Genomic DNA, 17529 nt, shown 5'->3' on the forward strand with positions numbered 1-17529 from the left:
TCCTTCGGCGTCCGCTCCTACGCCGCGATCAGGGGCAATAGGCGCCGCTGCGGCGGCGCGCGGTGTCGAAGTGGAAATGGTCCTGGTGGAACCGGTCGGAATCGGGGCCGAGGGTCGTGGCGAAGATCCCGCAGGCCGCGCGGTAGGCGCGTTGCAGGATCGGGCCGTGCGCCTCGGAGCGGTAGCCGCCGAGCACCGTCATGCGGGTGCCGTCGCGTAGGCGGATGGCGGAGATGTCGATGGCCCGGCCCTTGCCATGTTCGGACACCTCGGCACCGGGCTGGTTGTTGCGGGTCCGGCACGAGTAATGCGCGGCGACGCGAAGCCGATCCACCCCTCCGCCGGCGCTCCCGACAGCGGGTTTGAGGCCGCGATCGACCCAGGACTTGAGGGCACGTGCGGTGGTGCAATCCATCAGCGCGTGATGGCTGAGCGCCACGCCCGACACCGAGCGGACCTCGACGGCGTCGCGGATCTCGCAGGCGTCGAGGCGGCCGGGGACGTAGCCCACCGCCTCACCCTGGATTCCGACATCGCCGCAGAGCGCGCCGCGGCGGCGCTCGGCCTGACGGGCCATCGCCTTCTGCGCGAGCGACTCGGTCCGGCGCAGCGGGCGCAGCGCGTGGCTGACGGCCTGCGGGCTTGCCTGGGCGAAGGCGCGGATGTCGGTGTCCTCGTAGCCCGGGAAGTAGCGCAGGGGCGTCGCGCGCGGGACGGGCTCGAGCCGCTCCCATCGGGCGATCAGTTTTCGCGCCAGCTTCGCTTCGGTGATCGGACGGGCGGCGGGCCGCAGGTCCGGGTCGGCCTCGGCGGCCAGTGCGCGGGAGACGGGCCGCAGCGAGGTCTCGGGCGCATCCGCAAGCGCCGGCGCGGCGAGCGCGAGCAGCGCCACGAGGCCGAGCGCCCTCATTTCTCGATCCTGGCGCGGCCGAAATCGGGCTTGTCGGTGTCCTGACCCGCCTCGATGATGCCGCGGCGGATCGCACGGGTGCGGGTGAAATAGGCGTGGAGCTCGTCGCCGTCGCCGGTGCGGATCGCGCGCTGGAGCGCGAAGAGTTCCTCGGTGAAGCGGCCGAGAATCTCGAGCGTCGCGTCCTTGTTGGTGAGGAACACGTCCCGCCACATGGTCGGGTCCGACGCCGCGATGCGGGTGAAGTCGCGGAAGCCCGCGGCGGAATACTTGATGACCTCGCTGTCGGTGACCCGGCGCAGATCGTCCGCGACGCCCACCATCGTGTAGGCGATGAGGTGCGGCGTGTGCGAGGTCACCGCGAGGACGAGGTCGTGGTGGTCGGGCTCCATCTCCTCGACCTGCGCGCCCATCCCCTCCCAGTAGCGGCGGAGGCGGGCGGTCGCCTCGGGATCGGTGCCCTCCACCGGCACGAGCAGGCACCAGCGGTTCTCGAAGAGCGTCGAGAAACCAGATTCGGGGCCGGAATGCTCGGTCCCGGCGAGCGGGTGGCCGGGCACGAAATGCACGCCCTCGGGCAGGTGCGGGGCGACGTCGTCGATCACCCGGCGCTTGACCGAGCCCACATCCGTGACCGTGGCGCCGGGTTTCAGATGCGGGCCGATCTCTTCGGCGACCGCGCCCATGGCGCCGACCGGCACGGCGAGGACCACGAGGTCGGCGTCCTTCACCGCCTCGGCGGCGCTCTCCGTCACCTCGTGGCAGAGACCGATGCGGCGGGCGGTCTCGCGCGTCTCCGCCGAGCGGGCATAGCCCGTGACGTGGCCCGCGAGCCCCGCACGGCGCGTCGCCCAGAACATCGAGGAGGCGATGAGGCCGAGGCCGATCAGCGCGACCTTGTCGTAGATCGGTGCGTCCGTCATCGCTCCCCCGCCTTGAACCGTCCGATGACATGCGCGACGCGGCGGCAGGACGCCTCGTCGCCGACCGTGATCCGGAGCGCGGCGGGCAGGTTGTAGCCCGCGACACGCCGCACGATCAGGCCCTGCTTCTGCAGGAAGAGATCGCAGGCCTCCGCCTCCTCGCGGCTCGAGAAGCGTGCGAGGATGAAGTTGGCGCAGGAGGTGTCGGACGGCACGCCGTGCTCCATCAGCGCCTCGGCCAGCCAGGTGCGCATGCGGGTGTTCTCGGCGCGGCACTTCTCGACGAAGGCGGTGTCGCGGATCGCCGCCTCGGCGGCGGCGAGCGCCGGGACCGAGAGGTTGAAGGGGCCGCGCACCCGGGTCAGAACGTCGATGATCCCGGCCGGGGCGTAGCCCCAGCCGACCCGCATGCCGCCGAGACCGTAGAGCTTCGAGAAGGTGCGCGTCATCACCACGTTTTCCCTCGCGTCGACAATCGACGCGCCGCCGTCGAAGCCTTCGACATATTCGGCATAGGCGCCGTCGAGCACCAGGATCGCCTGCGGCGGCAGGCCGTCCGCCAGACGCTCGACCTCGGCCTGACCGATCATGGTGCCGGTCGGGTTGTTCGGATTGGCGATGAAGACGAGCTTCGTGCGCTCGGTGCAGGCGGCGAGCAGCGCGTCGACATCGGTGACGCGCTCGGCTTCGGGCACCTCCACCGGGGTCGCGCCGGCGACGCGCGCGCTGATCTTGTACATGCCGAAGCCATGCTCGGTGAACACGACCTCGTCGCCCGGCCCGGCATAGGCCTGGGCGAGGAAGTGGATGATCTCGTCCGACCCGACGCCGCAGATGATGCGGCCTGCATCGAGCCCGTGCACCTCGCCGATCGCCTGCCGCAGGGATCCGTGATCGGTCGAGGGATACCGGTGCATCTCGTGCAGGACGCGGCGCACCGCCTCCTGTGCGGCCGGAGACGGGCCGAACGGGTTCTCGTTCGAGCTCAGCTTCACCACGTTCGAGACGCCCTCGACGGTGGATTTGCCCCCCGTATAGAGCGCGATATCCATGATGCCGGGTTGCGGCGTGATCTGGGTCATGCGGGCACTGCCTCCTGCCGCCCCTCATAACCGCCGGCCGGTGCGGAGAAAAGCGACAAAGGATCGCGCGCGGGTGGCGGGCGGTGGAGCCTCCGGCGGGAGTATTTTTGCCAAGAAGAAGGCGCAGGCGAGCGCCCCGGGGTGCTTACACGCCGCGGTCAGTCCCGCGCGGCTCGCGCAACCTCGTCCTTCTTCTTGGCAAAAATACTCAAATGGCGAAGCGCGCTCCACATGCGCGCGGCCCGCAGCGGCGCATCGCCTCTCCACCGGCAAACCGAGCGCGCGGCAGCGCTCCGCCGGATCGCCGCCAGTTCGGGGGGCTCAGACCTCGACGGCGAGGCGCTCCTGCTGGCCGACGCCGAAGACACGCTTGTAGCGGGCGATCTCGTCCGGCGGGCCCATCGCCTTCTCGGGGTTGTCCGAGAGCTTGACCGTCGGGCGACCCTCCGCGCTCACCGCCTTGCAGACGAGGGAGAAGGGCGCGAGCGTGTCGCCCTCGGTCAGGCCCTTGAAATCGTTGGTCAGGAGCGTGCCCCAGCCGAAGGAGGTGCGTACGCGGCCGGCGAACTGCTTCCGCAGCGCCTCGATCCTGGCGACGTCGAGCCCGTCCGAGAAGATCACCAGCTTCTCACGCGGATCCTCGCCGCGCTGCTGCCACCAGGCGATCGCGGCCTCGGCGCCGCGGGCGGGATCGCCGCTGTCGATGCGGATGCCGGTCCAGCCCTCGAGCCATTCGGGCGCGCGGTCGAGAAAGCCCTGCGTGCCGAACGTGTCGGGCAGGATGATCCGGAGGTTGCCGTCGTGCTCCTCGTGCCAGTCGGCGAGCACGTCGTAGGGCGCGCGGGCGAGCGCCTCGTCGCTGTCGGCGAGCGCGGCGTAGACCATCGGCAGCTCGTGGGCGTTGGTGCCGATCGCCTCGAGGTCGCGGTTCTTGGCGATGAGGCAGTTGGACGTGCCGGTGAAGGAGGGGCCGAGCCCCTCGATCATCGCCTGCACGCACCAGTCCTGCCAGAGAAAGGAGTGCCGCCGCCGCGTGCCGAAATCGGCGATGCGGAGGCCCTCCACGCGGCGCAGGCGCTGGATCTTCTCCCAGAGCTTGGTCATGGCCTGCGCGTAGAGCACCTGCAGCTCGAAGCGGCCCATGTCGTGCAGCACCGCGCGGCCGCGCAGTTCCATCAGAACGGCGAGGGCCGGGATCTCCCAGAGCATGACCTCGGGCCAGGTGCCCTCGAAGGTCAGCTCGTACTGATCGCCGACGCGTTCGAGGTGGTAGGGCGGCAGGCGCAGAGTCTCGAACCATTCCATGAAGTCGGGGCGGAACATCTGGCGCTTGCCGTAGAAGGTGTTGCCGCGCAGCCAGGTGGATTCCCCGCGGGAGAGCGACAGCGAGCGGATGTGGTCGAGCTGTTCGCGCAGCTCGCCCTCGTCGATGAGTTTCGCCAGCGGCACCGAGCTGGTGCGGTTGATCAGGCTGAAGGTGACCTGCGTGTCGGGCTTGTTGCGGAAGACCGACTGGCACATCAGGAGCTTGTAGAAGTCGGTGTCGATCAGCGAGCGGACGATCGGATCGATCTTCCACTTGTGGTTCCAGACGCGCGTGGCGATGTCGACCATGTTGTGATGTCCTGTCGTCGGGGCGCGGATTTTCGGGCCGGACCAGCTAAACCGCAAAGACCGGGCCGCGACAACCTGTCAGCCGGCGAGTGTGACGCCTGCGTCCTGCATGCGGGCGCGCGCGGCGGCCTTCGAGCCGTCCGCGTCGATGGCGCGGCAGAGATCCTCGCGCACGGTCGCGCGGAAGCCGAGCTTCGCGGCGTCGAGGGCGGACCAGGCGACGCAGAAGTCGTAGGCGAGGCCGACGAAGGTCAGATCCTCGATGCCGCGCTCGCGGAGGTACCCGGCGAGGCCGGTGGGGGTTTCGTGGTCGTTCTCGAAGAAGGCCGAATAGCTGTCGATGCCGGGGCGGAAGCCCTTGCGGACGATCATCTCGGCGCGGGCTGTGTCGAGGTCTTCGTGGAACTCGGCGCCTTGCGTGCCCTGCATGCAATGGTCGGGCCAGAGGACCTGGGTTCCATAGGGCATCTCGACCGTTTCGAGGGGGGATTTGCCCTCATGCTGCGAGGCGAAGGAGGAATGGCCCGCGGGGTGCCAGTCCTGCGTCAGCACCACCGCGCCGGCCTCGGACATGAGGGCGTTGATCGGCGCGACCACCTCCGAGCCGCCCGGCACGGCGAGCGCGCCGCCCTCGCAGAAATCCCTCTGCACGTCGATCACGATGAGCGCCTGCATGTCCGTTCTCCCCGGGTCGTTCGACGGCAAAGCCTAGCCGCACGCGCGCGCGCCGCAAGTCCGGGCCTTGATCGCGGGGGGAGCGCTGCCTTATCTGCACGCCATGTATACCGTCGCCGCGCTCTATCACTTCACGCCCTTCCCCGACCCCGCCGCGCTGAAACCGGCGCTGGAGGCGGTCGCGCGCGAGGGGGAGGTGACCGGCACGCTGCTGCTGGCGACCGAGGGGATCAACGGCACGATCGGCGGGCCGGAGGCGGGCGTTGCGCGGGTGATCGAGCATGTGCGCGCCCTGCCCGGCTGCGACGATCTCGAGGTGAAATACTCCGCCGCCTCGGAGCGGCCCTTCGCGCGGCTCAAGGTGCGGCTGAAGAAGGAGATCGTGACGCTCGGGCAGGAGGGCGTCGATCCGCGGGCGCGGACGGGGCATTACGTCGAGCCCGCCGAGTGGACCGAGTTCATCCGCCAGCCGGATGTCGCGGTGATCGACACCCGCAACGATTACGAGGTCGCCATCGGAACCTTCGAGGGGGCGGTCGATCCGAAGACCGAGAGCTTTCGGGACTTTCCCGCGTGGTGGGAGGAGAACAAGGAGCGCTTCGAGGGCAAGCGCGTCGCGATGTTCTGCACCGGCGGCATCCGCTGCGAGAAATCGACGAACTGGCTGCTCGCGCAGGGGGCAAGCGAGGTCTACCACCTCAAGGGCGGCATCCTGAAATATCTCGAGGAGGTGCCGGAGGAGCGGAGCGCGTGGCAGGGCGAGTGCTTCGTCTTCGACGGGCGGGTGTCGGTCGGGCACGGGCTGCGCGAAGGCCCGCACGAGCTCTGCCATGCCTGCCGGAGGCCGATCCTGCCCGGGGACCGCGCGCGACCCGAGTTCGAGGAGGGCGTCGCCTGCCATCATTGCGCGGCCGAGACGAGCGCGGAGGACAAGGCGCGCTTCCGCGAGCGGCAGCGGCAGATCGTGCTCGCCCAGGCGCGCGGCGAGACGCATCTCGCGCGGGACGCCGACTAGTCAGCGCAGCCCGGCCCCGGTCAGGCCCGGAACGGCACAACCGTCTCGCGGCGCTCGACGCTCATACGCACCCGGGCCGCGATATCCAGAGCGTTGAGGCCCGCATCCTCGTACATCTCGGCCGGGCTCGCCTGATGGATCAGGCGGTCGGGCAGCGTCATCGTCCGCACAGCGAGGCCTGTGTCGAGAAGGCCCTCGCCCGCCATCGCCTCGAGCACGCGCGCGCCGAAGCCGCCGCCGGAGCCCTGCTCGACCGTGACGGGCGCGCGGTGGTGCCGGGCGAGCTGGCGGATCAGGTCCATGTCGAGCGGCTTGGCGAAGCGCGCGTCGGCGAGCGTGCAGCTGATGCCCTCGGCCTCGAGCATTTCGGCAGCTTCGAGCGCGGGCTGGAGATGCGCGCCGAAGGAGAGGATCGCGACGTCGCTGCCCTCGATCAGGACGCGGCCCTTGCCGATCGTCAGCACCTCGCCGCGTTCGGGCAGGGTCACGCCGGTGCCCGCGCCGCGGGGATAACGGAAGGCGATGGGGCCTTCGTCATGTGCGGCGGCGGTCTCGACCATGTGCACGAGCTCGGCCTCGTCGGCGGCGGCCATGACCGTCATGCCGGGGAGGCACGAGAGATACGCGATGTCGTAGGCGCCCGCATGGGTCGGCCCGTCGGCGCCGACGAGGCCCGCGCGGTCGATGGCGAAGCGGACGGGCAGGTTCTGCAGGCAGACGTCGTGCACGACCTGGTCGTAGCCACGCTGCAGGAAGGTCGAGTAGATCGCGGCGAAGGGTTTCAGTCCCGAGGCCGCTAGGCCCGCGGCGAAAGTCACGCCGTGCTGCTCGGCGATGCCGACGTCGAAGACGCGGGACGGAAAGCGCCTTGCCATGATGTCGACGCCGGTGCCCGCGGGCATGGCGGCGGTGATCGCGACGACGTTCGGATCGCGGGCGGCGAGATCGGTCAGCGCTTCGCCGAAGACCTTGGTGTAGGCGGGCGGGCCGCCCTTGCCCTTCTTCTGGGTGCCGCTCTCGACGTCGAACTTCGCGACGCCGTGATACTTGTCGGCGCTGGTCTCGGCCGGGGCGTAGCCCTTGCCCTTGACCGTGCAGCAATGGATGAGGACCGGCCCCGTCGCCCTGGCGCGGGCGTTGCGCAGGACGGTCAGGAGCTGTCCCATGTCGTGCCCGTCGATGGGGCCGACATAGTCGAAGCCGAGCTCCTCGAAGAGCGTGCCGTGGCCCGATCCGGTAACGAGCGCGCGGGCCCGGCGGGCGCCCTCGCGCATCGGCGAGGGGAGCGTCGCCTCGAGACCCTCGGCGAGCTTGCTCATCTGCGCGAAGGGCTCGGCGCCCCAGAGACGCGAGAGATAGGCCGACATGGCGCCGACGGGCGGCGCGATGCTCATCTCGTTGTCGTTGAGGATGACGAAGAGACGGCGGCCCTCGGCGCCGGCGTTGTTGAGCGCCTCGTAGGCCATGCCGGCGCTGATCGCGCCGTCGCCGACGACCGCGATGGCGTCGCCCACGGGGCGGCCCATGTCGCGCCCCACCGCGAAGCCGAGCGCGGCGGAGATCGAGGTCGAGGAATGGGCGGCGCCGAAGGGGTCGTGCTCGCTCTCGGCGCGCTTGGTGAAGCCCGAAAGGCCGTCCTTCTGGCGCAGGGTGCGGATGCGGTCGCGGCGCCCGGTGAGGATCTTGTGCGGGTAGCACTGGTGCCCGACGTCGAAGATCAGCTTGTCGGCAGGGGTGTTGAAGACCGCGTGGATGGCCACCGTCAGCTCGACCACGCCGAGCGAGGAGCCGAGATGGCCGCCGGTCTCGGAGACCGCGGATATCGTCTCGGCGCGGAGTTCTGCGGCGAGGCGCGCGAGGTCCCGGTCGGAGAGCCGGCGGAGGTCCGCAGGCCCGGCGACGCGGTCGAGCGTCGGCGTCGGGGGACGGTCCTGAATGATCGGCATATCGGTCATGTCGCTCTCCTCCTCAGCGAGACGCGAGAGGCGCCGCGTGCCCGAGACGGGGATGCCTCGGAGACGCGGCGCCCGGATCCTGTAGCCAACAGGACGATCCGGGAGGCTGGCCCCCGGGCATCCGCGGCCCCCCGGGAAGACAGGTGCCCGCGAATTCGGCTTGGGGGCGGCGTTGGCGCCGCTCCCGGTGGTCGAGGAGCGGCGGTGGCGCCGCTCCCGGGTCTTCGGGGGGCGGCACGTGCGGCCGCCCCGCGGGGGTCGTCACTCGTAGACCGGGTCCCCGGTCGTGGCGAGTTCGGGCCAGTCTGCGATCGCGTTCAGGCCCTGCATCGGCTGCTGGTAGCCCTTGTGGCAGGTGCGGCAGGCGGCCTTGGGCGCGTCGCCGTGCACCGGGCCGAGCCGGCTTTCGGGATAGACGTCCTTGAGCGGTACGAGGTAGTCGAGGTTGATCTCCTTCACCATCGCGATGCCGAGACTGTCGGTGGCCCATTGCGGCGTCACCTGCCCGCCGTCGTTGAAGGCGCGGGTGTTGTGACAGAAGGTGCAGTTCACCCCGAGCGAGTTGCTGACGTAGTTCATCAGCGAGTAGGTCCGCTCGGCATCCTGCCACGTTGCCGTGTTGGGATCGGTGGGATCGCTGTCGACGTGGCTTTGGAAGTCGTGGACGCCGATCGGCTGGTCTTCGAGCAGGTAGGTCTCGAGCGCGTCCGAGGGCAGCGAGGTGTATTGCGACTGCATCGTCACGCGGTTCTGCACCGCCCCCCAGCCCTCCATCGTGTCGCCGAGCGGGGTGATCCTGAACCAGATGTCCGACGGCACGTTCTGGCCGCGGTGGCAGGTGTAGCAGTTCACACCGACCTCGGCGTTGGACTGCACGTGCCCGATCCAGGCCTCGTTGATGTTCTGGGTCATCTCGATCATCCGGCGCGAGACGACCTTGGTGTAGAGATTGTCCTCCGCATAGGTCTCGAGCCCGCCATTGCCGTGGCAATAGGCGCAGCCCTGCTCGGGGGCGACCCACTGGGTGATCCCGAGCATGACCCGGTTGAAGTTGTCCTCCGTCAGCCCGCCGAGAACCTGGACGTTCTCGTAGATGTCGCGGGCCAGCGGCTCGTCCCCGGTCACCTCGTAGGGCGCCTCGGTGTAGTAATTCGCCAGCGTCGGATCGACGTCGGTGACCTCGCCCACGAATTCCACCTGGCTCATGCCGGTGCCGGCGGGGCCGGTCTGCATGGCCTTGGTCGGGGCGGGCTGGCCGAGGCTGACAAGGGCGGCGGCGACGATGATCGCCGCGCCCGCGACGCCCACCAGGATGGCCGGCCCGTAGATGTCGGCGGGCCTGTCCCGGTTCCAGTCATTGAACCACTTGGGCAGCATGACTCACTCTCCTCCCTCAGTGACGCCCCGGCCGATGAAGCCCTGGTAGTCGATGCCGTAGGCCTCGTAGCCGTAGGAGCCGTCATAGGCGGGGGCGAAGTGGTGCTCCTGGGCCCAGACGAACCAGTTGTCGACGACGGTGCCGGTGAGCAGGATGCCGATCCCGCCGGTGATCGGCGTCAGCACCGCGAACCACCACGCCCAGCGGTGGATACCTTCCATCGTGGCGTTGAAGCCCATGGTCCAGCGCCAGAAGAGCGCCGCCCGTTCGGACGCGGTCCCGCGGTCGACGATCTGTTCGAGCTCGCGGTCGCCGCCGTAGCGGGTGACGGCCAGGATCGTCGCGCCGTGCATCGCGAAGAGCAGCACGGAGCCGTAGAGGAAGACGATCGAGAGGCAGTGGAACGGGTTGTAGTAGAGGTTGCCGTAGCGGATCGAGAACGCCGTGGTCCAGTCGAGATGCGGGAAGATGCCGTAGGGCACCGCCTCGGACCAGGAGCCCATCAGGATCGGGCGGAAGAGGCCGAGCACCAGGAACAGCCAGATCGCCGAGCCGAAGGCCCAGAAGACGTGCTTGCCCATCTTGTGCTGGGCGGCGAGCTCCCACGAGCGGTACCACCAGGTCATCACCGAAACGAGCAGGAAGAAGCTCGCGATGATGTACCAGCCGCCGTCATAGAGCGGCGGGATCTTGAGCCCGTATTCGGGGCTCGGCGGTTCGAGCGCGAGCCAGAAGCCCTGCCGGATGAATTCGGGGATCGACCAGTTCACCTGCGCCAGCATGTTGAAGCCGACGATGTTGAGCGCGATGATGAAGGTCGCCGCCGAGACGAGCCCGGTCCAGCCGAGATAGATCGGCCCGATCTGGGCGTTGCCGAACCAGCCGGCGAGGTTGGAGAAGAACGGCTCGACGGCGCGTTCCTCCATCATCCTTCCGCTGTCGTCGAGCCCCCATTCCGGGGTGCCAGCGACCTGCGTCTGGGTGAAGATGTTCTGATATTCGGGTTTCCAAGACATGGTCTACATCCCTCCCGTCACGAGGGCGCCGGCATTCGGCCCCCAGATCGGCATCTCGAGCCACCAGTTCCACCATTCGGGCCAGCCGCGGGTCCAGACGGGCCCCGAGATGATGATGCAGACCGCCGACCAGAACCCGGCATTGAGCGCGAGCAGAAGACCGATGCGGTGGATGCCGAGCGTGCCCACGGAATAGCCGATGAAGTCGCGGAAGAACGTGTCCTCGTGGTCGGGCGTCTTCATCGCCTCGCCCTTCTCGGGGTTGGCCGCCGAGAGGATGAGCGCGCCATGCAGCGCGAGCGCGAACGTGGTGGTGAAGAAGAAGGTCACCGCCAGCATGTGCGCCGGGTTGTAGTGGAAGTGCAGGTAGGAATAGCCGACGTTCGACACCCAGTCGAGATGGCTGAAGATCCCGTAGGGGAAGGCGTGCCCCCAGGCGCCCAGCAGGAGCGGGCGGAAGATCTCGAGCGTGACATAGGCGAGGATCGCGAAGCCGAAGGCGAAAGGCACGTGGTAGCCCATGCCGAGCTTGCGGCAGATCTCGACCTCGCGCAGCGCCCAGGAGATGAAGGCGCCCGTCGCGCAGATCGTGATGACCTGCCAGAGCCCGCCCTCCATCAGAGGCGCGGCGCCGAGCCCGTAACTGAGATCGGGCGGCGGGATGTTGATGAGCCAGGGGTTGAACGTGCCCTGATGGGCCGCCCCCCAGAATATGAGTATAGTGCCGAGGAGGGCGAAGAAGGCGGTCGTGACCCCGAAGAAGCCCACGTAGAAAGGGCCCACCCAGAAGTCGAACAGATCGCCGCCGACGAGCGTCCCTCCGCGGACGCGATATTTCTTTTCGAAGCTGAGCAGTGCCATCTTCCGTCTCCGCGTTCTGGCGGCGCGTTCGGTGTTAATCCCCTGGGGTGCCGCCCAATCCTCACGTCCCGTTTGCCGCGGGCGGGCGCGGGATACGCCTCCCGCCCGCGGCCTGTGCAATCGACGAAGCGTGGGCCCCGCGGGCCCCGCCGGTCCCGATCAGCCTGCGCCACCTGCGGCGGCGGCCGTCTCGAACCAGTTCACGCCGTTCGACAGAACGACGAGGTGGATCATGACGGCGAGCAGGAAGAGGAACACGCCCTGCGCCACGAACACGCGGCGCGGGTCGAAAATGAGCCAGATCTTGTAGAACTTTGCCATTTCCCGCTCCTCAGAACCACGGGCGCCAGATGAAGGTGGCCAAGTGAGCCACCACTGCGACCGCCGAGAACAGCCAGAGGCCGCTCATGTAGACGGAATGCAGTTCCTGCGCCTGCTCGTCGGTGAGACCTGTGAAGGACAGGTCGGTCGGATCAGCCATGAACTTTCCTCCGGAACGTTATGCTGACGCCGCGAAGCCCTCGCGGCCGGGTCCCTCGGGGCGGTATGCCCTCCGGGCTGTCCGCCCCCGAGCCAGGGACGGGCATTTCGGTCACTCGGCGCTCAGGCCGAGAAAAGGATCGGCGTGATCCGGTCGGCCTCGGCCCAGGCGCGGGCCAGCGGCCCGTGCAGGTTGAGCGTCTGCTTCTGGAACACGTCGAGCAGCCAGCCGCCGGTGACGAAGGGGATCGCCAGCACGAAGATCAGGCTGAAATAGAACACGAATTCGGCGCCCCGCTTGGTCGCGTGCGCGCGGCGGCGCGGCATGTCGCTGGTGAAGTCGGTCATCGGGAAACTCCTCCCTGGCTTGGGTCGAGGGCTTGCACGGTTTCGAGCACGACGCGCTCGGCCCCTTCTTTCAGCGCGGCCGCCTCGGCGGCGTCGCGCAATTCCTTGGCGGCGGAAATCCGGGTCAGGACCGGGTGGCGCGCGACGATGGCGTCGAGCGCCGCCTGCGCGTCCGCGTCCCACGGGAAGTCCCGGCGCATCGGCGTCGGCGTGGCCGCGCCGGCGTCCATCGCCGAGCCGAGCGGCAGGATGTGGAAGAGCGCGTCGAAGAGCCCGTTGCACACCTCCTGCAGAAGATACGTCGCCCCCGCGTAGCCCATGAAGGGCGTGCCGGTATGCCGGCGGATCGCGGCGCCGGGAAAGCTCGCCGGGATGAAGGCGGGCTGGGGTCCGTGGCCGCGCTTGGCCTCGGCGAGGTACATCTTCTCGTTGATCGAGCCGAGCACCACGATGGGGCGTTCCTGCGCGATCATGCTGCGCACCGCGTCGTTGTCGGTCTTCTTGCCGGCGACGCGCGCCACGGCGAAGGCGCAGGGCAGCCCGAGATCGCTCTCGAGGTAGTTGCGGATGCCGCGGGCATAGGTCTCGTTCGCGACGATCCCGAAGGAGGCGGTCGCGAAGAAATCCTGCGTGACCGAACGCCAGAGATCCCAGACGGGCTTCAGCGTCGAATGCTTCTCGCGCTCGATGAAGGGCTCGGGATCGAGGCCGGTGAGTTCGCCCAGCTTGCGCAGGAAGCGCGTGGTGCTCTCCATCCCGATCGGCGCCTGCAGATAGGGCTTGCCGAGGCATTCCGCGAGGCCGCGGCCGAATTCGCGGTACATGCAGACATTGACGTCGGCATTCACGAGGTTGCGCATCTCGGCGAGATGGCTGCCGAGCGGCATGACCATGTTCACCTCGGCGCCGATCCCCTCGATCAGGCGGCGGATCTCGGCGAGGTCCGAGGGCATGTTGTAGGTGCCGTACATCGGCCCGAGAATGTTGACGCGCGGGGCCGCGCCCTTCTCGCGCTTCTTCTCGGGCGGCATCCTTCCCTTGGTCATGCCGAACTCGGTGAAGATCCAGGTCATCGCCCGGTCGGCGGCCTCCCACTGGTCCTCGTCGATGGTCCGCGGCAGGAAGCGTTGCAGATTGGTGCCCTCGGGCGTGACGCCCCCGCCGATCATCTCGGCGATGGATCCCGTGACGACGACCGCCGGCAGCGCCGGATCGAGCGTGCCCCAGGCCCGCTTCATCGCGCCCTCGGTGCCGTCGCGGCCAAGCTCCTCCTCGCCGAGCCCGGTCACCACGATGGGCAGCTCGTGCGGCGGCAGCGCATCGGTGTAGTGCAGCACGCTCGTCACCGGCAGGTTCTCGCAGCCGACGGGCCCGTCGATGACGACCTGCAGGCCCTTCACCGCGCAGAAGGCGTAGACCGCCCCCCAGTAGCCCCCGGCCCGGTCATGATCCTGGATCAGCATGGGGTGCCCTCCCGTGCTTCTTCTTGACGAAAATACTCCGGGGGAGTCGTCGCCCCGGCGACGACGGGGGCAGCGCCCCCGGCCTTCCCGCATGTCACCCGCGCGCCCATCAGATCATCTCCTGCGCTTTGCGGGCCTTCTCGGCCTTTTCGAGCTTCTTGAGGTTCTGGCGGCGGTAATCCTCGCGCACGTTCGGGGTCTTCTCCCAGACGCCCGCGGTGTCGCCCGCGCCGACCCCCTCGAAGAAGCCGCGCATCCGGTCCATGCGGTCCCTGCCCGCCATCGCGGCATTCACCACCTCGGCGAGCGAGCCCGCTCCGGCGGCGCCCATCAGCGGCCGCGCCGAGATGAGGTTGGTGAAATAGAGCGCCGGCAGGCCCCGTTCCTTGGCCGCCTGCACCACCGGCGTCGTGCCGATGGCGAGGTCCGGCCCGAATTCCTCCATCGCGGCGAGGTCGTCCTCGAGCGAGGCGCGGAACTTGACCCGGGCGCCCTTCGCCTCGAGCCAGGCCGCATCCTCCTCGGCAAAGCGCGTCTTCGGGCATGCGGTGCCGACATACGGGATCTCGGCGCCGCTCTCGATCAGCAGACGCGCGACCAGAAGCTCCGAGCCTTCGTAGCCCGAAAGCGTGATCCGGCCCGACACCGGGGCCCCGGCGAGCGCCGCCTCGATCCCCGGCAGCGCGGCGTTCTGCGCCGCGGCCACCTTGTCCGCCGAAAGCCCGAAGGCCACGCCGATCGACGCCAGCCACGCCGCGGTCCCCTCGACGCCGACGGGCGCCGAGCCGATGGCGGGCCGCCCCGCGCTTTCGAAGACCCGCAAGGCGGCTGTGTAGAACGGATGGATCGCCGCCACCGCGCCACAATCGAGCGCGGAATAGAGCTCGCGCCATTCGCGGCAGGGCACCACCGGCCCCACGGCAAGGCCGAGCGGCGCCAGAAGACCGCCGATCGTCATCGGATCGGCCGGAAACATCTCGCCCAGAAGGGTCACGGTCGGCCGGTCGGTCACGCGCGCATCCGGAGCGGCCACGGGGCCCGCCTCGATTTCGGCGCGGGCATAATCGAGCATCGCTCCCGCCAGCACGTCCTTGGCCTCGGCATGGGTCGGGATCCCGAAGCCCGGTACGTCGATCCCGACGATCCGCACCCCGTCGATCTCCTTCGGCAGAAGCCGCAGCGGCACGCCCGAGGCGGTCGGAACGCAGAGATTGGTGACGACGACCGCGTCGTAGCGATCCGGATCGGCGATCTCGTGGACCGCGTCGCGGATGTCCTCGAAGAGCTTGCCCGTCACCAGCGTCTCGGACGAGAACGGCACGTATCCGACCGAGCGCCGCGCGCCGTAGAAGTGCGAGACGAAGGTGAGCCCGTAGACACAGCAGGCCGAGCCCGAGAGCACCGTCGCGACCCGCTTCATGCGCAGCCCGACACGGAGCGAGCCGAAGGCCGGGCACATCGATTGCGGCTTGTCGTGGGGGCCTTGCGGGTAATCCTCGGCATAGCGGTCGAGCAGCTCCGACTGGCCGGCCTCGCGCGCCGCCTTGTCGAACTCCGCGCCCGAATGACAGCCGAGCCCGTCCGCGCCGCCCGCAGGCACATCGGCGCCAGGCTCCGCCTCGGAGCGGATCACCTCCGCCGCGCCGGCCTCGTCATATGTCGCTTCCTTGGTCAAGACGCCCCCTGGCTTCTTCTTGGCGAAAATACTCCGGGGGTCCGGGGGCTGGCCCCCGGTCCCGGACATGGAAATCAGACCTCGTCGTAGATCACCTCGAGCGAGGCCTTGGGCGCGGCGTATTTGCCGCGCATGTCGGCATCGGTGGCAGGCTCGAGCGTGACGCCCGCGCCGGTGTCCGATCCGTCGAAGAGATCGAGCAGCCCGTCCTGGTCGAGCGGGGCGGGCCGTACCGGCGGCGCGCCCGCGACCGCCTCGGCCAGGCCGGCGAAGAGCGCGCCCCATTGCGACTGGGCGGTGCCGACGATCTGGTAATTCGCGGATTTCTTGCGCAGGTCGTCGTCCTGCGGGATCGCCGCCAGAACCGGGATGTCGACCGCCTCGGCAAAGGCCTGCGCCTCGCCCGAGCCGTCGTCCTTGTTGATGACCAGCCCCGCGACGCCCACGTTGCCGCCGAGCTTGCGGAAATATTCCACCGCCGAGCAGACGTTGTTGGCCACGTAGAGAGACTGCAGGTCGTTCGAGCCGACCAGGATCACCTTCTGCGCCATGTCGCGGGCGATCGGCAGGCCGAAGCCGCCGCAGACCACGTCGCCGAGGAAGTCCAAGAGGACGTAGTCGAAATCCCAGTCGTGGAAGCCGAGCTTCTCGAGCAGCTCGAAGCCGTGGATGATCCCGCGCCCGCCGCAGCCGCGGCCGACTTCGGGGCCCCCGAGCTCCATCGCGAAGACGCCGCCGCGCTTGAAGCAGACGTCGCCGATCTTCACTTCCTCGCCGGCGAGCTTCTTCTTGGTGGAGGTCTCGATGATGGTCGGGCAGGCCTTGCCGCCGAAGAGCAGCGAGGTCGTGTCCGATTTCGGATCGCAGCCGATCAGCAGCACGCGCTTGCCCTGCTCGGCCATCATGTGGCTGAGATTGGCGAGCGTGAAGGACTTGCCGATGCCGCCCTTGCCGTAGATGGCGATGATCTGGGTCTTCTTCGTGGCCTCCTGCGGGATCACGTCCGCAAGGTCCTCGTGCGCCTCGTCGCGCAGGCGGCGGTCGAAGTCCTTCAGGTTCGGGACGTCGTCCTTCATGCCGTATCCTTCCAGTCGAGTATCATCTTGAGGCAGGCGGGGTCGCCGAAGGCCGTCTCGTAGGCCTCGGGCGCCGCCGCGGCGGGCCGCGTGTGGGTGACGAGACCGGCGAGCGAGAGCGCTCCGGTCTCGATGAGTGCGCGTGTCGCGACGAGGTCGCCCGGCGTCCATTCGGCGGCGATGCGGATGCGCGCCTCCTTCATGAAGGCGGGCGCGAAGGCGAAATCGATGCGGTCCTTGTAGAAGCCGGCGAGCACCAGCTCTCCGCCCTTGGCGAGGCGGCCGACGAGGGCGTCGAGCAGGCCCGAATCGCCCGAGGCGTCGAAGATCGTGCCGTAGTCGCGGCGGGGATCGTCATCGGGGTGCAGGACCGGGTAGCCGGCCGCGCCGGTCTGTCTGCCGGGGTCGATCTCCCACACGGTGGGAGCCTCGCCGCCGGCGGCGATCGTAAGGCGCGCCAGCAGCCGTCCGAGAACGCCGTGGCCGACGATCAGCTCGGGCAGGTCCGCCCGGAGCCCGGCGATAGCGTGGCGCGCGGTGGCGGCGAGCGCGAGGAGCGCGCCGTCACGGCCCATGGCGGCGTCGATCGGGGTGACGCGGGAGGCTTTCGTGACGATCCGGGAGGCCGCGCCGCCGAAGAGACCGTGCGCGCCGTCGTAGCAGTTCGCGCCGGGGACGAAGACGTGGGTGCCGGGGGTGAGGCGCGCCTCGGGTCCGGCCTCGACCACCTCGCCGGCGGCCTCGTAACCGGGCACGAGCGGGTAGCCCATGCCGGGGAACGGGGGCATCTCGCCGGTCCAGAAGAGCTTCTCGGTGCCGGTGGAGATGCCGGAATGGTGGATGTCGACGACGATGTCCTCGGGACCCGGATCCGTGAGGGAGAGGTCCGCGAGGCAAAGCTCGCGCGGGTTCTGCAGAAGCACGGCGTGTGTGTGCATGCGACCCTCCCGATCTCCTGGCCGACTGCTTCGCGGAAGCTGTCTAGCTAGGTTTACATCACACTGTCAGATTACTCTTACATATCGCTCTGTCAACGATTCTGGACAGAGGGTGCTTTG

17 protein-coding genes are annotated in these 17529 nt (G+C 69.0%); 1 reads left to right on the top strand and 16 read right to left on the bottom strand.

Translation table 11 applies throughout. The features are described from left to right. Positions 1-28: 28 nt before the first annotated feature. From OCH239_RS04295 to pncA, 5 genes are all read right to left on the bottom strand, one after another. Positions 29-910 (bottom strand): extensin-like domain-containing protein, encoded by an 882-nt coding sequence (locus OCH239_RS04295; protein ID WP_037259270.1) that lies wholly within the window; start codon positions 908-910, stop codon positions 29-31. After that, on the bottom strand, positions 907-1833 hold the full coding sequence (locus OCH239_RS04300) for a prephenate/arogenate dehydrogenase family protein (protein ID WP_037259272.1): 927 nt from the start codon (positions 1831-1833) through the stop codon (positions 907-909). Before OCH239_RS04300 ends, OCH239_RS04295 begins: the two co-directional genes overlap by 4 nt. Then, entirely contained in the window at positions 1830-2915 is a 1086-nt protein-coding gene (gene hisC / locus OCH239_RS04305) for a histidinol-phosphate transaminase (protein ID WP_037259274.1), read from the bottom strand. The genes OCH239_RS04300 and hisC overlap by 4 nt, the downstream gene beginning before the upstream one ends. 321 nt (positions 2916-3236) lie before the next feature. Next, a complete protein-coding gene (gene pncB / locus OCH239_RS04310) occupies positions 3237-4529 on the bottom strand; it encodes a nicotinate phosphoribosyltransferase (protein WP_037259276.1) in 1293 nt (430 codons plus the stop codon). Positions 4530-4607: 78 nt separating this feature from the next. Then, positions 4608-5204, bottom strand: coding sequence for a bifunctional nicotinamidase/pyrazinamidase (gene pncA / locus OCH239_RS04315; protein ID WP_037259278.1), 597 nt, complete (start codon positions 5202-5204; stop codon positions 4608-4610). A gap of 103 nt (positions 5205-5307) precedes the next feature. Between pncA and trhO the strand changes: the two genes are divergently transcribed. Continuing rightward, the gene (gene trhO / locus OCH239_RS04320) at positions 5308-6219 is read left to right on the top strand and encodes an oxygen-dependent tRNA uridine(34) hydroxylase TrhO (RefSeq protein ID WP_037259280.1); all 912 of its coding nucleotides are present in this window, start codon (positions 5308-5310) and stop codon (positions 6217-6219) included. A gap of 20 nt (positions 6220-6239) precedes the next feature. Here trhO and dxs read toward each other — a convergent pair whose 3' ends face one another. From dxs to bchC, 11 genes are all read right to left on the bottom strand, one after another. After that, positions 6240-8174 carry a 1-deoxy-D-xylulose-5-phosphate synthase gene (gene dxs / locus OCH239_RS04325; protein WP_169733008.1) on the bottom strand — a complete coding sequence of 645 codons (1935 nt, stop codon included), beginning with the start codon at positions 8172-8174 and terminating at the stop codon, positions 6240-6242. 261 nt (positions 8175-8435) lie between these two features. After that, the gene (gene pufC / locus OCH239_RS04330) at positions 8436-9551 is read right to left on the bottom strand and encodes a photosynthetic reaction center cytochrome PufC (RefSeq protein WP_037259282.1); all 1116 of its coding nucleotides are present in this window, start codon (positions 9549-9551) and stop codon (positions 8436-8438) included. Between the two features lie 3 nt (positions 9552-9554). Then, entirely contained in the window at positions 9555-10568 is a 1014-nt protein-coding gene (gene pufM / locus OCH239_RS04335; RefSeq protein ID WP_037259284.1) for a photosynthetic reaction center subunit M, read from the bottom strand. A gap of 3 nt (positions 10569-10571) precedes the next feature. Further along, positions 10572-11429, bottom strand: a complete 858-nt coding sequence (gene pufL, locus OCH239_RS04340) for a photosynthetic reaction center subunit L (RefSeq protein ID WP_051489254.1) — start codon at positions 11427-11429, stop codon at positions 10572-10574. Between the two features lie 159 nt (positions 11430-11588). Then, positions 11589-11750 carry a light-harvesting antenna LH1, alpha subunit gene (gene pufA / locus OCH239_RS04345; RefSeq protein ID WP_037259287.1) on the bottom strand — a complete coding sequence of 54 codons (162 nt, stop codon included), beginning with the start codon at positions 11748-11750 and terminating at the stop codon, positions 11589-11591. A gap of 10 nt (positions 11751-11760) precedes the next feature. Next, complete coding sequence (gene pufB / locus OCH239_RS04350) at positions 11761-11910, bottom strand: light-harvesting antenna LH1, beta subunit (protein ID WP_037259290.1); 150 nt, start codon at positions 11908-11910, stop codon at positions 11761-11763. A gap of 122 nt (positions 11911-12032) precedes the next feature. Continuing rightward, positions 12033-12257 (bottom strand): cytochrome PufQ, encoded by a 225-nt coding sequence (gene pufQ / locus OCH239_RS04355; RefSeq protein WP_037259292.1) that lies wholly within the window; start codon positions 12255-12257, stop codon positions 12033-12035. Continuing rightward, positions 12254-13720: a chlorophyllide a reductase subunit Z gene (gene bchZ / locus OCH239_RS04360; protein WP_037259294.1), complete on the bottom strand. Its 1467-nt coding sequence runs from the start codon at positions 13718-13720 to the stop codon at positions 12254-12256. The genes pufQ and bchZ overlap by 4 nt, the downstream gene beginning before the upstream one ends. A gap of 109 nt (positions 13721-13829) precedes the next feature. Further along, complete coding sequence (bchY, locus tag OCH239_RS04365) at positions 13830-15395, bottom strand: chlorophyllide a reductase subunit Y (protein WP_037259296.1); 1566 nt, start codon at positions 15393-15395, stop codon at positions 13830-13832. A gap of 74 nt (positions 15396-15469) precedes the next feature. Next, positions 15470-16471, bottom strand: a complete 1002-nt coding sequence (locus tag OCH239_RS04370; protein ID WP_037259298.1) for a chlorophyllide a reductase iron protein subunit X — start codon at positions 16469-16471, stop codon at positions 15470-15472. Beyond that, positions 16468-17409 carry a chlorophyll synthesis pathway protein BchC gene (gene bchC / locus OCH239_RS04375; RefSeq protein ID WP_037259300.1) on the bottom strand — a complete coding sequence of 314 codons (942 nt, stop codon included), beginning with the start codon at positions 17407-17409 and terminating at the stop codon, positions 16468-16470. Before bchC ends, OCH239_RS04370 begins: the two co-directional genes overlap by 4 nt. Positions 17410-17529 lie beyond the last annotated feature (120 nt).

Source organism: Roseivivax halodurans JCM 10272, from assembly GCF_000521785.1.
GTDB lineage: Bacteria > Pseudomonadota > Alphaproteobacteria > Rhodobacterales > Rhodobacteraceae > Roseivivax > Roseivivax halodurans.

What these genes read in the sequence shown, in the direction of transcription:
- dxs (WP_169733008.1), bottom strand. Translation starts at nt 8,174, where the DNA reads ATGACCGATATGCCGATCATTCAGGACCGTCCCCCGACGCCGACGCTC.
- OCH239_RS04300 (WP_037259272.1), bottom strand. Translation starts at nt 1,833, where the DNA reads ATGACGGACGCACCGATCTACGACAAGGTCGCGCTGATCGGCCTCGGC.
- OCH239_RS04295 (WP_037259270.1), bottom strand. Translation starts at nt 910, where the DNA reads ATGAGGGCGCTCGGCCTCGTGGCGCTGCTCGCGCTCGCCGCGCCGGCG.
- pufC (WP_037259282.1), bottom strand. Translation starts at nt 9,551, where the DNA reads ATGCTGCCCAAGTGGTTCAATGACTGGAACCGGGACAGGCCCGCCGAC.
- pufL (WP_051489254.1), bottom strand. Translation starts at nt 11,429, where the DNA reads ATGGCACTGCTCAGCTTCGAAAAGAAATATCGCGTCCGCGGAGGGACG.
- pufA (WP_037259287.1), bottom strand. Translation starts at nt 11,750, where the DNA reads ATGGCAAAGTTCTACAAGATCTGGCTCATTTTCGACCCGCGCCGCGTG.
- bchZ (WP_037259294.1), bottom strand. Translation starts at nt 13,720, where the DNA reads ATGCTGATCCAGGATCATGACCGGGCCGGGGGCTACTGGGGGGCGGTC.
- trhO (WP_037259280.1), top strand. Translation starts at nt 5,308, where the DNA reads ATGTATACCGTCGCCGCGCTCTATCACTTCACGCCCTTCCCCGACCCC.
- pncA (WP_037259278.1), bottom strand. Translation starts at nt 5,204, where the DNA reads ATGCAGGCGCTCATCGTGATCGACGTGCAGAGGGATTTCTGCGAGGGC.
- pufM (WP_037259284.1), bottom strand. Translation starts at nt 10,568, where the DNA reads ATGTCTTGGAAACCCGAATATCAGAACATCTTCACCCAGACGCAGGTC.
- hisC (WP_037259274.1), bottom strand. Translation starts at nt 2,915, where the DNA reads ATGACCCAGATCACGCCGCAACCCGGCATCATGGATATCGCGCTCTAT.
- pufQ (WP_037259292.1), bottom strand. Translation starts at nt 12,257, where the DNA reads ATGACCGACTTCACCAGCGACATGCCGCGCCGCCGCGCGCACGCGACC.
- pncB (WP_037259276.1), bottom strand. Translation starts at nt 4,529, where the DNA reads ATGGTCGACATCGCCACGCGCGTCTGGAACCACAAGTGGAAGATCGAT.
- OCH239_RS04370 (WP_037259298.1), bottom strand. Translation starts at nt 16,471, where the DNA reads ATGAAGGACGACGTCCCGAACCTGAAGGACTTCGACCGCCGCCTGCGC.
- bchC (WP_037259300.1), bottom strand. Translation starts at nt 17,409, where the DNA reads ATGCACACACACGCCGTGCTTCTGCAGAACCCGCGCGAGCTTTGCCTC.
- pufB (WP_037259290.1), bottom strand. Translation starts at nt 11,910, where the DNA reads ATGGCTGATCCGACCGACCTGTCCTTCACAGGTCTCACCGACGAGCAG.